The following is a 16,032-nucleotide window of genomic DNA, read 5'->3' as shown; positions in this document are numbered from 1 at the left end:
CGAGTTAACGCGGATTTTTTATATTTATATGGATTTTCAATGTTTAATCTAAATGACGTTCAAACATAATATACGAATATAACCTGATTCCAATCGGGATAATTGTAACGATTGAAAAATACTTTATGTCGCCGACTCCAAATATAAGAATACCGAGTCCTAACAAGAAAAACATAAATGTGGAAAAGTTTCCTGAAACCCCGTTAATCGGCTTGTTTCTTATATATATGGCTTTCGGGCCTTTCAGTTCTCTCGCGTAACAATCTTCATGGAAAGGAATAACATCCATCCGAAACTGCGCCACCACTAAATCTTCTTTATTATGTATTACTCCTGAACATTCTTCACAATAAATTGTTTTCTTCATTCATGAAACTCTCCCTTCTCTCCCATTAGCCAGTTGCATACGTACAAATCACCTGAAATACAGTTATTTTCACAGTTGAAATGATTGTACCATAAAAGATTAAAGTGGCTTGTATATAGTTTATTTAATGCTCGCTCATTTAAGTTGATGACGACCGAGATTTATTGATAATCCATCTATAAAAGTTGTGTTCATCAAGCTGACGCAACCCTATAATCATGATGTTCCAAGCATCTTGTAAAAGCAGGGTGCTTTTTTGTCTGTAAATTTGTCTAAATTATTAACTCTTTTTACGATTACTCTACCACACTATTAAATTTTGACATAGGTCAAAGAATCGTACAAAAAAAAAGAGCATATTTTAATTAAGAAAAAACACATACATGCATGTGAAATAAATAACATAAAGAGAGGATGGTTCAAATGCTTCCAACTAAAAAAAGCAAATTAAGTTCTCAAAATGGAAATCCAACAACAGTAAATGGATTGTTAAAAACAATCACCATTCTTGTTTTGGCCTTAAGTTTTACAGCGCTGATCGTCGGGGGATTTTGGATATTTAAAAATCAGGCGCCCATTCCTTCAGACGTTGTTAATGCAGATGGCGACGTATTAATGACAAGTGAAACGATAAAAGGTGGCCAAGCTGTTTTTCAAAAATATGGGTTAATGGATTACGGAACCGTGCTTGGCAATGGTTCTTACATGGGTCCAGATTATACAGCTGAAGCCCTTAAAGTCTATACTGAAGGTATGCAAGATTTTAAAGCCAAGGAGAAATATAATCAGACATTTAATGATTTAGGTAGCGAAGAAAAAGCAATCATAAAAGATCAAGTCATTACTGAAATGCGCGAAAATAGATATAACGAAAATGAAGATAAACTTTACGTGACAGATGCGCAAGCTTATGGGATTGGTCAAGTTGAAGATTATTACCGCAATATATTTAAAAATGGCGATGGATGGGGCTTGAAAGCTGGGTTCATAGATGAGTCTCATCTTCCGGAAACCAGTCGTGCTTACGTGGCTGAAGGGGACCAGATTGATCAAATTTCAGATTTCTACTTTTGGTCAGCATGGCTATCCAGCACTAACCGGATCGACGACACAATTTCTTATACGAACAACTGGCCTTTTTATGAAGATGCGGGCAATACAATGTCTTATTCCGCCATATTATGGACGGGCTTAAGTTTTACAATTTTAGGTCTCATGATAGCTGTTGTCTTATATATCTTTTATAAATATCGGTTTGGTATGAAAGCTGCTTTTACACCAGGAAATTATCCTGTTTATAATTTGGAAAACAAAAAAGTGTCCGTGTCACAAGTAAAATCAGCAAAATTTTTCCTAATTGTTGTTCTGATGTTTTTCGTGCAAGTCATGTTTGGTGCCTTACTGGCCCATTATTATACAGAACCTGATTCGTTTTTTGGAATTAAATGGATTTATGAATTATTACCATTCGGAGTCACCAAAGGCTATCATCTTCAGTTAGCTATTTTCTGGATTGCCACGGCTTGGCTTGGTATGGGTATTTATCTCGCACCGAATGTCGGTGGACTTGAACCTAAACGCCAAGGGATGCTTGTCGATATTTTATTCTGGGCCTTGATAGTCGTTGTTGGTGGCTCAATGGTTGGTGAATGGTTAGGCATTAACGGTTATTTAGGCAATTTATGGTTCTTATTTGGCCATCAAGGTTGGGAGTATTTGGAACTTGGACGCATTTGGCAAATTGCTTTCTTTATCGGTATGGCTATTTGGCTCTTTATCCTGTTCCGTGGCATTCGAAATGGATTGAAAAAAGAACGTGATAAAGGGGGACTCATTCACTTACTCTTTTACGCATCGATTGCTGTACCTGCTTTTTATGCATTTGCCTTTTTCATTAAACCTGATATCAGCTTCACTATGTCAGACTACTGGCGTTGGTGGGTTGTCCATCTCTGGGTTGAAGGGATCTTTGAAGTGTTCGCCGTTGTTATTATTGGTTACATGCTTGTCAATATGAAATTAGTTACCAAGTCATCCGTAGTGAGAATGTTTTATTTCCAAATTATCCTTTTATTAGGAACCGGTGTGCTGGGCATTGGTCACCATTATTATTATAATGGATCACCCGAAGCTTGGATTGCTGTTGGTGCTGTGTTTAGCGCTTTAGAAATTATTCCGCTCACACTGCTCGTTTTAGAGGCATATGATCAATATAAAATGTTGCGAGAAGGTGGCGTGAAATTTCCATATAAATTAACATTTTGGTTTTTGATTGCGACTTCACTTTGGAATATCGTGGGGGCAGGGGTTACCGGTTTCTTAATTAATCTTCCTGCCGTCAATTACTTCGAACACGGTCAGCAACTAACACCGGCGCATGCGCACGCGGCGATGATGGGGGTGTATGGTATGTTCGCGATTGCAGTACTCATTTACTCTTTAAGAAATGTCGTCAAACCTGAAAAATGGAATGATACTTGGTTGAAATGGTCTTTCTGGTTATTGAACATTGGCTTATTCGGCATGGTTTTTGTCGCCTTGACCCCCATCGGATTTATTCAATTAAAAGAATCCTTTGTGAATGGCTACTGGGCTTCCCGGACAAGTGAATTTTTACAACAAGACATTATTCAAAATTTATTACTCGTCCGTGCTGTACCGGATACCATCTTCCTTATCGGTGTTGTTATTCTAGTAATCTATTGCATCAAACTCATGTTCCATCTTAAAAAACCTGCGTATAAAGGTGGAGATGAGATTCCAGAAGAATGATAGAATAAGGCAGCCTCATGATGGCTGCCTTAATTTATCATTTTACCTTTCCATCCATTCATCACGGCTCATCCCATGTAAAATCCATGCAGAAGGCAACTCGAATTCATGGTGATCAGGTAACAAGGTTATTTCATCTTTCGTCAAGTCTTTCCAAATATACGTCTCTCTTTCTTCATCTTGAGTCTGTATTAATAAATCGTGATAATCACGAGAAACCGTCTCCCACAATCCTTCTTGCTGCGTCAAGTCGCTCCACGGATAAATAACATGCAAGTAATGATGACCTTTTCGATCAGCTTTTGTAATAAGGCATCTCGTTTGAGAAGGATTTTCATAAAAGTTCCATTCAGCGATTTCTTCATTCTTAAAGAGTGACCATGTTGCTGGAAAAGGATAATAGCATTCATAAGGAAAAAGTGCACCGGATTGGATAAACATTTTTTCAAGCCATTCTTTTTTTCGTGATAGATTTGGAATCTTATTCCAAGGCTCTGCACCCGATTCTAGCATATTAGTATTTTTTGTAATGGCTCCGTGTAATGTCTCTATTGGAGTAAGCCCAAGTTTTGTCAATACACGCCGGGCAGGTAAGTTATCTTCCTGCGTATTCGCTCCTACCCAGTGAATTCGTTCATCTCGAAAAGCTTCATCTATCACATATAACATCAGTTTCGAACCCAAGTCCTGTCCCCTGAATCGTCGATCGCTTCTTAATCTGCCCAACATCGCGTATGAACCACCATAGATTGAATAACCGCCTAAGATGGCAAGTTGATTATTAATAAAAAGTCCATAAAGAACATCTTCACGAATTAAGTGTTCGAAAACATGAAGGACATAATCATCTTGTATACCCGTATCCATTTTATTAACAAGTGGCTGATCATCTGCGTTTAACCGTCTAATTGTATATTCCAATTGAATCACCTCAAGCTTTGTTGTCTGTAAAAGTAGTATGCTAAATTTAAAAGAAAATTAATATGTATACTATCATTCACACAACTTAGTATATTAAAAAAGGTAACTGGTTTACAATCCCAGTTACCTTTAAAGTTGAAAATCTCAATTCGTATTATAAATAATGATCTAGAAATTCTTTTACGGCTTCATAACCTTCAATCTGATTTTTTCGTTTGGTGAAGCCATGTCCTTCATCATCAAAGACGATATATTCGACAGGCACACTATTTTCGCGGACAGCCTCAACGATTTCATCGGATTCCACTTTTAATACACGTGGGTCATTGGCTCCTTGTAATACAATAAGAGGCTTGGTAATATTTTTAGCATGAAAAAGTGGTGATATACTACGGATATAGTCTGTTTCTTGATAGGGATCACCGATCTTTTTATAAAGAACATCGCGCATTGATTCCCACCAAGCAGGAATTTCTTTTAATGTGCGTTCCCAGTTGGAAACTCCGAAAATATCAACGCCAATTTTAAAAGAGTCAGGCTCAAATGCCAAGGCAGCAAGAACCATAAAACCTCCATAGCTTCCTCCGATTATGCCAATTCTATCTTCGTCAATCTTACCGGTTTCTTTCAGAAATTTCTTACCTTCGATGCAGTCTGCTAAATCGACTTCTCCATGCTTTTTGTCAGCAGCTTTGAAAAATGTTTTTCCATACCCAGAGCTGCCACGATTATTAACAGCTAGAATGGCATACCCCTGGTTGGCGAGATATTGAAATAAAGGATTATAATCAACCATCGACTGTCCACCTGGCCCGCCATGGACAAAAACAAGCGCAGGGACTTTTTTATTTTCATTTAAATGTGGTTGATAATAAATGGCGGGGATGGATAACCCGTCAAAAGATGGATAGTGGATGACTCCAGCTTCCACTAAGTCATCTTTGTTAATCTCAGAGTTTAATGTATCTGTTAAACAATGAATCTCTTTTGATTCAAAATGATACACATATAAATTCGCTGGTGAATGGCTGCTGTTAAGAAGAAAAGCCATTAATTTTTCACTGTGAGAAATACTTATGCTACTAATTTGGCCACTTGGAAAATCGTTCATGTCGATAGGTTCAAAGGTGGTTGTATCTACAACTTTAATCTCTACACTTCCATTATTATTAATCGCATAGAGAAGATAATTAAATTGAGGTGAGAACTTTGCAAGCACAATATCCCATTCTTCCTTTGCTACGGTTTCAACTTCTCTTGTTTCCAAATTTATTCGCTTCAAATATAAAAACTCATGATTTTCATCTGTAAGAAAATATAAATCTGTTGTCTCTTTAGTAAATGCGAGAGGGATGAACTGGACGTCATCATCATGTGGCGATAAATGCTCTATTCCTTTTTCTTTAGAGTAAACATACATGTCCGAATTATTCGATGTGATTGGTTTATGTAAAGCAATATATTTCTTGTCAGGTGATATATTGCGAATTTCAAACCCGTCTTCATTCTGAAATAACATTTTAGAGTTCCATGTTTTGTTATCCATTTCATAAAGATCCATAAATCGTTCATCACGTTTATTAGATTCATAAAAAAAGGATGTTTGATCGTCACTCCATTTATAAAAAAATGCTTTTTCGTTATTATCAGGCGTTAAGTCTGTCACATGCCCATTTTCATCTTGAAGATAAATATGCGTTATTTCATTGCCGCCTTGATCACTTTCGTATAGAAAACGGTTCTTGCTGTCGGGAAAATAAGTTATTGGTAAAATTAGATTGTCTTTCGAAAATGTGAGCTGCTGTGATACCTTTCCATTCACATCAATTGCATGAGCATTATATATTCCCGATTTGTCACTCCCATATAAAATAGTTTGATCATCATGTGATATGGAAACGTTAAGAAGGCTCTCGGTCATCATAAACTGCTCAATAGTATAGCGTTGCGGCTTTACAATCTTTTGGTTAATATTACTTTTCAAATCATTCACTCCTCTGTAATTGGGATACATATATATTCTTCCACTAGCCATAAAAATCCTTTTTTAAATATCGAAAGTTAAAGTTAAAAACTAATACACATTGCTAATTGACATTTACACTACAAATGCTTAAAATATAATAAACTGAAAAGTCCGAAATATCATTATGAGGGGGGAATCTATTTGCAATTAAAAAATAAACATCTCATCGTGACCGGCGGAGCTTCCGGTTTAGGTGAAGCAACGGCGCGAATAGCGATTTCAAAAGGGGCTAAAGTAGCTGCTTTTGATTTGAACAAAGAAAAGGCGACTGCTCTTGAAAACGAGTTTGGAGATGACTTTTTATTCATTGAAACAGATGTAACAAGTGAATCAAGTGTGCAGTCTGCTATTGAAAAGACAACCAGCCAGCTAGGTAATATACATATTGTTGTTAACTGTGCAGGTGTAGCTGAAGCGAAGAAAACGCTAGGAAGAAAGGGGCCACACAGTTTAGAGGCATTTTACAGAGTCATCAATGTCAATCTTATCGGTACGTTTAATGTCATCCGTCTAGCTGTTGAAAAAATGTCTAACAACGATCCTGACAAAAACGGGGAAAGAGGAGTGATCGTTAATACAGCATCGGTTGCAGCATTTGACGGGCAAGTTGGTCAAGCGGCTTACAGTGCTTCGAAGGGTGGTATTATTGGAATGACGCTTCCGCTTGCAAGAGATCTGGCAGAACATGGCATACGGGTGATGACAATAGCACCAGGGATATTTAGCACGCCACTTTTTGCTTCTTTACCTGAAAAAGCGAAAGATGCATTAGGTAAAATGACACCTTTTCCGTCGCGGCTTGGTCATCCAAGTGAATATGGACAACTGGTCGAGAGTATAATCGAGAATCCTATGCTGAACGGGGAAGTGATTCGCCTTGATGGAACAATCCGAATGCAACCTAAATAAGCAGTCGTTTCCATATTGTTAATGGTCTATAGAAAAAAATGAAAGCGTTTCCCAATAAGCAAATTAATAAGAGGTGAGCAAATGTTACCTAGATCATTTTTAAAAGAAGAACATGAGATGTTTAGACGCTCGTTAAAACAATTTCTGGAAAAAGAAGCAGCCCCCTACATCGACGAATGGGAAGCGAGTAAGGAAATCCCCCGTTCATTTTGGAAAAAGGTTGGTGAACAAGGATTTTTATGTCCACAAGTTGATGAAAAGTATGGTGGTTTGAATGCTGATTTCGGTTATTCTGTAGTTCTATCCGAAGAATTTGACCGAATTAGTGTCGGTATGGTTGGCTTTAGCCTTCATAATGACATCGTGATACCTTATATTGAAGAGTTAGGTACCGAGGAACAAAAGGAACGCTGGCTGCCAGGTGCGATTAGTGGGGACCTCATTTCAGCTATCGCCATGACTGAACCCGATGTCGGTTCCGATTTAGCGGCGGTAAAGACGACTGCGGTTAAGGACGGCGATGAATATATTTTAAATGGAGAAAAAACATTTATCACAAACGGTCACTCCGCTGATATTGCTGTGGTCGTCTGCCGAACCGATCCGGAAGCAGATCCACCACACCGGGGCCTGAGCTTATTTGTCGTCGAAGCAGGTACACCAGGCTATACAAAAGGGAAAAAGTTAAGAAAACTAGGCCAACATGCCAACGATACGAGCGAATTAATTTTTGAATACGCGCGCGTTCCCGCTAACAATTTACTTGGTGAGGCGGGAAAAGGGTTTTACTACTTAATGAACCATCTCCAGCAGGAACGATTGCTAGTCGCCATTCAAGCGATGGCTTCATGTGAACTAATGCTTGAAGAAACGATTGATTACGGTAAACAGCGAGAAGCATTCGGTAAACCGATCAGCCAATTTCAAAATACCCAATTCAAATTAGCTGAATTAAAGACAGAAATCCAAATTGGCAGAACGTTTGTGGATCAATTGATTGAAGCCCATATGGAAGAGAAAGATATCGTTAGTGAAGTGTCCATGGCCAAGTGGTGGACGACGGATTTGGCTAAAAAAGTAGCTGCTGAATGTCTTCAACTCCATGGAGGTTATGGTTATATGGAAGAATACGAGATTGCTAGACGGTATCGTGATGTTGCCGTCTCATCAATTTACGCAGGATCAAATGAAATCATGAAAACGATTATTGCTAAACAAATGAAGCTTTAATCTAGAAGAGGAGGAAGTGTTTTGCCGCTCCAATCTGTAAAAGTCCTTGATTTAACCCGGTTGCTTCCAGGTCCCTATTGCACTATGATCCTGGCAGATTTTGGTGCGGACGTCATCAAAATCGAGGAGCCAAAAATAGGCGACTATGCTAGAAAATTTGAACCACTTGTCGATAAAAACAGCGCGATGTTTCACTCGTTAAATCGCAATAAAAAAAGCGTCTGTCTTAATTTAAAATCAAAAGTCGGTAAAGACACTCTATTAAAAATGATTGACGAAACAGATGTGTTCGTGGAGTCGTTTCGACCTGGTGTAATGGAAAGACTTGGATTAAATTATGACATTTTAAAAAAACGAAACCCACAATTAATCTATTGTTCGATTACAGGCTACGGACAAGACGGGCCATATGCCAATCATCCAGGTCATGATATAAATTATTTAAGCTATGCCGGTTTACTTGATTTAATGGGGCATGAGAACGGGGATCCCGTTATTCCAGCAACTCAAATTGCTGATATAGGAGGTGGTGCATTACCCGCAGCGATTGGTATATTACTAGCCCTATATGAACGCGGAAATTCTGGTGAAGGTCAATTCATTGATATTTCAATGCTAGACGGCGTTATATCATGGCTACAATCGGTATTGCCAAATCTATTAACGGGAGGGGAGGTTGCTGTGCGTGGGAAGGAGATGTTAAATGGTGGACGCGCTTGCTATGCAGTTTACGAGACAAAAGATGAAAAATATTTATCTGTTGGCGCCTTAGAGCCTAAGTTCTGGGAAAAGTTTTGCGTGAAAATTGGTCGCGAAGATTTTGTCCCATTATTAGAAGCGCCTATCCGCGAACAACATCGTTTAAAATACGAGATTCAAAAAATCATCTCTGAAAAAACCCTAGATGAATGGACAGCATTTTTCTCAGATGTAGAAGCTTGCGTGACACCTGTTTTAACGTTAAAAGATATGACAAAGAATCCGCAAGTAATCGCGCGACAAATGATTCAATCGATTCACCATGAAGGAAAATCCACAAAAGTGGTTGCTAATCCAATTAAACTTTCAAGAACCCCACCAAAACTTAAACAACCAGCACCAAAATTAGGTCAGCATACAAATGAATTTGTGCACCCACATTACATTAAAACATCTTTAGACTAATCTATTCATATATATAACAAAAAGGAGATGGTCGAAATGATGAACACCCCATTAACCGTTACCTCCATGATAGAACGTGCAGAAAAGTATTTCCCGAAAAAAGAAGTTATTTCTCGTACACTAGGTGGCATTCACCGGTTAACTTATAAGGAAGTTGGAGAGCGAACTAGAGCGCTATCCAGTGCACTTGAAAAGTTCGGGATAGAAAAAGGAGATCGTGTCGGAACACTTGCTTGGAACCATCATCGCCACTTAGAAGCGTACTTTGCCATTCCATCAATGGGTGCAGTTCTTCATACGATTAATATCCGCCTGCCTGAGGAGCACTTAATTCATATTATCAATCATGCGGAAGATAAAGTTCTTTTAATAGATCCTGATATTTTGCCGATGATTGAAAAAATTCATCAAGAACTAGAAACCGTCGAAGCATTCATCGTCATGGGCGAAGATTATTTTGTGCCAAAGTCGGAACTCGATCCCCTTTACTCATATGAACATTTAATCGCTGAAGGGAATTCAAGTTATGAATATACCGTTGAATTGGATGAAAATGATCCAGCTGGTATGTGTTACACATCTGCAACTACTGGAAAGCCAAAAGGTGTAGTCTATTCACATCGTGGAATCACCCTTCATAGTATGGCGTTTAGTATGGTTGATACAGCTGGTTTATCTGAATCAGATGTAGCTATGCCAGTCGTTCCGATGTTTCATGTCAATGCGTGGGGAATGCCGTTTGGTGCAACATGGCTAGGGTCAACACAAGTCCTCCCAGGGCCAATGGCTACACCAAAAGTATTAGCTGAACTTATTGAAACATACAAAGTAACTGCAACAGCTGGAGTACCGACAATCTGGCTTGGATTGTTAAACGAATTAGATACTGGTAACTACGATATGTCAAGTTTACGCGCCATACTTTGTGGCGGATCAGCAGCTCCAAAGGCGCTTATCCAAGGCTTTGAATCAAAGCATGGTATTCCGTTTATCCATGCCTATGGAATGACGGAAACAACCCCACTTGTCACACTAGCTCGTCTTAAAAGTTATCAGACAGATCTTCCTGAAGAAGAACGACTTAAGATTCGAGGAAAACAAGGTCTTGTCGTACCAGGACTTGACGTCAAAATAGTGAATGAAAATGGCGAAGTCAATCGTGACGGTGAAGATATGGGAGAACTATTAATCCGTGGACCGTGGATTGCCGATGAATATTATAAAGATGAAGAAAGAAGTGCAGAAAGCTTTCGAGATGGTTGGTTGCATACCGGAGACGTGGCGACGATGGACGAAGAAGGTAATATTGAAATCGTCGATCGTACGAAGGATTTAATTAAAAGTGGGGGAGAATGGATTTCATCTGTGGAACTCGAGAACGCGCTCATGGGGCATGAAGGAATTTTCGAAGCCGCAGTCGTATCTGTACCACATCCAAAATGGCAGGAGCGCCCTGTCGCTTGTGTCGTTCTCCAAGACGGAATTGAACTCACCAAAGAGGATATTATGGCATATCTAGAACCGAACTTTGTTAAATGGTGGTTACCGGATGACGTCATTTTCATGGACGACATTCCTAAAACATCCGTCGGTAAGTTTTTAAAACGTGCTTTAAGAGAACAAATCCGTGAACATTATTCAGTTGAGAAAAACTAACCCATTCATATATAAATATGAGAGGATAACTCAATTCCGAACAGTGATTTAATATATAAATCAACTGTTCGGATTATTTTTCAGTTTAACTTTCACATCAATAGAATAGGGTAAAATCGTGAACAGAAACTTATTGAATACGCATAGGTCGAGATGAAAGCGCATAGGTCGAGATGAAGGCGCATAAACCGAGAAGAAGCCGCCATAGAACGAGATGAAGGCATATAGACCAAGGAGAGGCACTTACTATAGCATGAAAAAATAAAAAATAATCACCAAACTCATGTAAACTGCATAAGGTTGTATAAGGTTCCTTAGTTTAAATTTAAAATATCAACCACTCTTGGATATTGATCAGGGGGAGAAGTGGGATGCAGATAAGATGGTATGATTGGATTGTTCCAACAAATCCTTTTGCTTCTATTATCATAGGGTGCTTGTTTTTACTCATCCTTGCTTTTATTGTTTGGACTGATACAAGAAATTTTAAAACAACAGGCTTGGTGTTTATAATCGGGGTTGGCATTATACTTATTAGTGTTGTTGTTTTAAGTGCGATTGGCTTCTACACGTTGACTTTACCGTTTATCCTGTCTTTCCTTGTGTAGTTGTTTTTAATCCTCAGAAAACAATGCTATAGTATAAATAAGAAAGCATAGACACGATGTAGACGAGCTAGAAAATATAGTTAGAAAATTGCTGGAGGGTCTAATATATGTTATCAACCGATGATAGTCTGGCTTTACACACGGATTTATATCAAATCAATATGGCAGAAACATACTGGGCAGATGGTATTCATAACCGTAGGGCTGTGTTTGATTTGTATTTTAGAGAACTGCCGTTTAATAACGGGTATGCTATTTTTGCAGGGTTGGAACGCATTATTGATTATGTTAAAAACTTTAAGTTTCACGAATCTGATTTGGCTTATTTAAAAGACGAACTAGGTTATTCAGAAGAATTTTTAAAGTACTTAAGTAAGCTTAGTTTTACAGGAAATATTAAATCGGTATGTGAAGGCGAAGTCGTTTTTGGTAATGAACCTCTGTTAAGGGTTGAAGCCCCACTTGCAGAAGTTCAATTACTCGAAACAGCTTTACTTAACATTGTGAACTATCAAACATTAATTGCAACAAAAGCAGCGAGAATAAAACATATTGTTGGTGACGAATTATTAATGGAATTTGGAACTCGGCGAGCTCAAGAGATGGATGCAGCTATATGGGGAACTCGAGCTGCTTTTATCGGAGGATTTAACGCTACAAGTAATGTAAGGGCAGGTAAATTATTTGGTATACCCGTGGCGGGGACGCATGCCCACTCGATGATTCAAGCCTATAAAGATGAATATGAAGCATTCAAAAAGTATGCAGACTGTCATAAAGATTGTGTGTTTTTAGTTGATACTTACGATACTTTACGCTCTGGTGTACCGAACGCTATTAAGGTGGCTAAAGAATTAAAAAATAAAATTAACTTTTTAGGAATTCGATTAGATAGTGGAGATATGGCTTACTTATCTAAAGAAGCAAGACGAATGTTAGATGAAGCGGGTTTCACCGAAGCAAAAATATATGCGTCCAACAATTTGGATGAAGATACAATTCTATCATTAAAAAGCCAAGGTGCTAAAATTGATGTTTGGGGTGTTGGAACAAAATTAATCACTGCCTACGACCAACCTGCTTTGGGGGCAGTATACAAACTAGCTTCTATTGAGGATGAAAAAGGGGACATGCAAGATACAATTAAAATATCATCCAACCCTGAAAAGATGACGACACCAGGAATAAAAAAACTTTATCGGATTATTAACACAGTCAATCATCGTTCTGAAGGGGATTATATTACGTTAGAAGATGAAGACCCAAACAAAGAAGATAGATTAAAAATGTTCCATCCAATTCATACTTTTATAAGTAAGTTTGTCACGGATTTCAAAGCGAAAAACTTACATCATGACATTTTCATAAACGGTGAACTTCAATATGAAAACCCGAACTTAGAAAGTATGCAGGCATATGCATTGAAGCAACTGGATCTACTTTGGGATGAATATAAACGTACGGTAAGACCGGAAGAGTATCCTGTTGATTTAAGTCAGAAAACGTGGGATAACCGCATGAAAAATATCCAGGAAGTACGTGAAAGTATAAAAAAGATAAAATAAATGAACACTTATCCATCCTTATATCTCTAATTATTGAGACATAAGGATGTTTTTTTAGTTTTTAAGGAAACTACACCCGTCTTGAAATTGTAGATAACTTTATACTGATATTGGCCACGTCCAGCTTCAGCGCCCAGCAACTATCAAGTTTCGAATGCCTTCCTACGATAAGTCGACTTTGAATCGCTCTGCTCTTTAAGTCTCCTTTATCTCGTCATGCCTTCTCCAACTTGCACGTTGCTAACCGGATGCCCCGCACTTTTGTTATTGTTTTAACCCCTTTTACTTAGGTTATAGGATAACAAGGAAAGGTAGGGGATGATATGACTGCAGAAGTTGTCATTATGAATAAACTTGGTATGGCTTTAGCAGCAGACAGTGCAATTACAAGTGGCCGAGATGGGGTTCAAAAGATATACAATTCAGCAAATAAACTTTTTCCGTTATCAAAGGATCATCCTATTGGCATTATGGTTTATGGTGCAGCCTCCTTTATGGAAGTTCCCTGGGATATTATAATTAAGTCATACCGTAATTATTTAGGCGATAAAAAGTATGAAAAAGTTTCTTATTACATGGAAAATTTATTGGACTTTCTCCGCCATGATGAAAGATTTAGTCGAGAGAATTTAGAACATATTATTATATACCGGACATTTTCAGATTTATTAAAGGAGATAGTACAAGAGGTTGAAGAAGATATTTATAATCAGAACGCCCCCACTGATGAAGAAGTTCAAGATGAAAAAGTGACGTTATTGCTGACTGATTGTATCGAGAGATATACTAAAGATTTTAAAAATATGGAAGAAGAGTTTTTAGACATAGATTATTCATCGTTTAAAACAAAATTTAATGACGTTATTCAGGAAATTAAAGAAGAAGTTATTGTTTATGAGATACCTCAAGACCTCGATGAAACGTTGTGTAAATTAGCTTTTGAAGCAATAAAAAAGGATTACTTTAGTATCGGAAGTACAGGGATTGTCATCGCTGGTTATGGTGAGAGTAATATATTTCCGCATTTATTAACTTATCGACTAGAGGGGGTTGTTTTTGGGCAGTTAAAGTATAAAAAAATAACCGAAAAAAGAATAAGCTATACGACAGATGATGATGGGAGTACTGCTGCCATCATGCCATTTGCCCAAAGGGAGATGGTCGATTCATTTATGGGTGGCATTGAACCAAATATGGAAGATACAATTTTCGAGATAGTTGATCAAGTATTAAAACGATATTATGAACAAGTGGAAAAAAACTTAGGTATTGAGTTTACTAAAAATCAGGTTAGCGACCTAAAGGAAATGGGTAAAGACGTATATAGTTCAATGAAAGATTCTTTATATGATTATCAGCAAAAAAATTATATCGCACCACTACTCGGGGTGGTCAGATCTCTTCCAAAAGAAGAATTAGCTGAGATGGCAGAAGCACTTGTCAACCTAACATCTTTTAAGCGCCGTGTTACAAGAGCAACCGAGTCAGTTGGTCCGCCTATTGATGTTGCAGTTATTACCAAGGGAGATGGGTTTATTTGGATTAAAAGGAAAAATTATATTGATCCAACCATTAATGAGCGTTTTTAATAAAGGAGAGGGGCTAATGGTTATGGCTGTAAAAAACAATAAGAATCAGGGACATTTTAATTTACCAGAAGAAGATCGTCTGGAACTCAATCAAAAAAATATTGATAAATTGGAGAAAGACGGCGCAGTGGAAAAAGTATTTAAAAAGCTTGATGATAAATATAAAAAGAAAAAAAGATAACCCTTTGATTGTTATGCGGTAGGTGTTAATGCACTTACTGCTTTTTAATTCAAAATAAGTTTTAAAACATTATTCAAGTGGAAGGACACTAATGTAGATGATAGTTTTACTATCATGTCAAAGTTAAATAGTTAAAAGGAGCTTGATACACTTTGAGAATTAATAAATGAGATAAAATTTTATTAATAATTTAAGATTTAAATTGATGTTTAAGGATGAGCAACCGTGGAATAACACTTATGCAAGACAAAAACGTTAGAATTCGAAAGGAGATATTAAAAGTGGCTAAGAATAATAGAAAGAACAACAAAATGTCTCTAGAAGAAGCAGGAAGAAAAGGTGGAAAGACAACAGCACAAAATCATGACAAAGAATTCTATCAAGATATCGGACAAAAAGGTGGAGAACAAACCGCTAAAAATCATGATAAAGAATTTTACCAAGATATCGGCCAAAAAGGCGGCGAACAAACATCTAAGAACCATGACAAAGAATTTTATGAAGATATCGGTCAAAAAGGTGGAAACAAAAGAAGCCGCCAAAACTAAGTAAGGATACTTTAAATTTTTAGTTTGGATTTAACTTGATTTTAAAAACGGTGTGTTTAAAGTGAATGTGCTTGTGGAAAACACAATATTGTAAGCTGTTAGAACAATCATGAAAAACAGAAAGGAGATATTAGAATGGTTAAAAACAATAGAAAGAACAACAAAATGTCTCTAGAAGAAGCAGGAAGAAAAGGTGGAAAGACAACAGCACAAAATCATGACAAAGAATTCTATCAAGATATCGGACAAAAAGGCGGAGAACAAACCGCTAAAAATCATGATAAAGAATTTTACCAAGATATCGGCCAAAAAGGCGGCGAACAAACATCTAAGAACCATGACAAAGAATTTTATGAAGATATCGGTCAAAAAGGTGGAAACAAAAGAAGCCGCCAAAACTAAGTAAGGATACTTTAAATTTTTAGTTTGGATTTAACTTGATTTTAAAAACGGTGTGTTTAAAGTGAATGTGCTTGTGGAAAACACAATATTGTAA

12 protein-coding genes and 2 pseudogenes are annotated in these 16,032 nt (G+C 37.5%); 11 read left to right on the top strand and 3 right to left on the bottom strand.

Annotated elements, in window-relative coordinates; translation table 11 throughout:
* Positions 1 to 43 precede the first annotated feature (43 nt).
* Complete coding sequence (locus KQI49_RS02435; protein WP_216486505.1) at positions 44 to 367, bottom strand: hypothetical protein; 324 nt, start codon at positions 365 to 367, stop codon at positions 44 to 46.
* Between the two features lie 423 nt (positions 368 to 790).
* On the opposite strand from KQI49_RS02435, the gene KQI49_RS02430 reads away from it, so the two are divergent.
* Positions 791 to 3,139, top strand: a complete 2,349-nt coding sequence (locus KQI49_RS02430) for a nitric-oxide reductase large subunit (RefSeq protein ID WP_253286623.1) — start codon at positions 791 to 793, stop codon at positions 3,137 to 3,139.
* A gap of 42 nt (positions 3,140 to 3,181) precedes the next feature.
* On the opposite strand, the gene KQI49_RS02425 is transcribed toward KQI49_RS02430, so the two are convergent.
* Both KQI49_RS02425 and KQI49_RS02420 read right to left on the bottom strand, forming a co-directional pair.
* Positions 3,182 to 4,060, bottom strand: coding sequence for a GNAT family N-acetyltransferase (locus KQI49_RS02425; RefSeq protein ID WP_216486503.1), 879 nt, complete (start codon positions 4,058 to 4,060; stop codon positions 3,182 to 3,184).
* A 154-nt stretch (positions 4,061 to 4,214) separates the two neighbouring features.
* On the bottom strand, positions 4,215 to 6,044 hold the full coding sequence (locus KQI49_RS02420) for a S9 family peptidase (RefSeq protein WP_216486502.1): 1,830 nt from the start codon (positions 6,042 to 6,044) through the stop codon (positions 4,215 to 4,217).
* Positions 6,045 to 6,227: 183 nt separating this feature from the next.
* Between KQI49_RS02420 and KQI49_RS02415 the strand changes: the two genes are divergently transcribed.
* The 10 genes and pseudogenes from KQI49_RS02415 to KQI49_RS02370 all read left to right on the top strand — a co-directional run.
* Positions 6,228 to 6,995, top strand: a complete 768-nt coding sequence (locus KQI49_RS02415; protein ID WP_216486500.1) for a 3-hydroxyacyl-CoA dehydrogenase — start codon at positions 6,228 to 6,230, stop codon at positions 6,993 to 6,995.
* Positions 6,996 to 7,076: 81 nt separating this feature from the next.
* A complete protein-coding gene (locus KQI49_RS02410; protein WP_216486498.1) occupies positions 7,077 to 8,225 on the top strand; it encodes an acyl-CoA dehydrogenase family protein in 1,149 nt (382 codons plus the stop codon).
* A 21-nt stretch (positions 8,226 to 8,246) separates the two neighbouring features.
* Positions 8,247 to 9,389, top strand: coding sequence for a CaiB/BaiF CoA transferase family protein (locus tag KQI49_RS02405; protein ID WP_216486496.1), 1,143 nt, complete (start codon positions 8,247 to 8,249; stop codon positions 9,387 to 9,389).
* 36 nt (positions 9,390 to 9,425) lie between these two features.
* Positions 9,426 to 11,045, top strand: a complete 1,620-nt coding sequence (locus KQI49_RS02400) for a long-chain fatty acid--CoA ligase (protein ID WP_216486494.1) — start codon at positions 9,426 to 9,428, stop codon at positions 11,043 to 11,045.
* Positions 11,046 to 11,416: 371 nt separating this feature from the next.
* Positions 11,417 to 11,653: a hypothetical protein gene (locus KQI49_RS02395; RefSeq protein WP_216486492.1), complete on the top strand. Its 237-nt coding sequence runs from the start codon at positions 11,417 to 11,419 to the stop codon at positions 11,651 to 11,653.
* 107 nt (positions 11,654 to 11,760) lie between these two features.
* Positions 11,761 to 13,218 (top strand): nicotinate phosphoribosyltransferase, encoded by a 1,458-nt coding sequence (locus tag KQI49_RS02390; protein ID WP_216486491.1) that lies wholly within the window; start codon positions 11,761 to 11,763, stop codon positions 13,216 to 13,218.
* A gap of 323 nt (positions 13,219 to 13,541) precedes the next feature.
* Positions 13,542 to 14,807, top strand: a complete 1,266-nt coding sequence (locus tag KQI49_RS02385) for a hypothetical protein (protein WP_216486490.1) — start codon at positions 13,542 to 13,544, stop codon at positions 14,805 to 14,807.
* A 22-nt stretch (positions 14,808 to 14,829) separates the two neighbouring features.
* Entirely contained in the window at positions 14,830 to 14,988 is a 159-nt protein-coding gene (locus KQI49_RS02380) for a hypothetical protein (RefSeq protein ID WP_216486489.1), read from the top strand.
* A 311-nt stretch (positions 14,989 to 15,299) separates the two neighbouring features.
* A pseudogene (locus tag KQI49_RS02375) lies at positions 15,300 to 15,533 on the top strand (KGG domain-containing protein); the annotation flags it as partial.
* Positions 15,534 to 15,671: 138 nt separating this feature from the next.
* Positions 15,672 to 15,935 (top strand): annotated as a pseudogene (locus KQI49_RS02370) (KGG domain-containing protein); the annotation flags it as partial.
* Positions 15,936 to 16,032 lie beyond the last annotated feature (97 nt).

Source organism: Virgibacillus sp. MSJ-26 (assembly GCF_018918075.1).
Taxonomy (GTDB): Bacteria; Bacillota; Bacilli; order Bacillales; family Amphibacillaceae; genus MSJ-26.
This window is presented reverse-complemented; position numbering and strand designations above follow the sequence as displayed.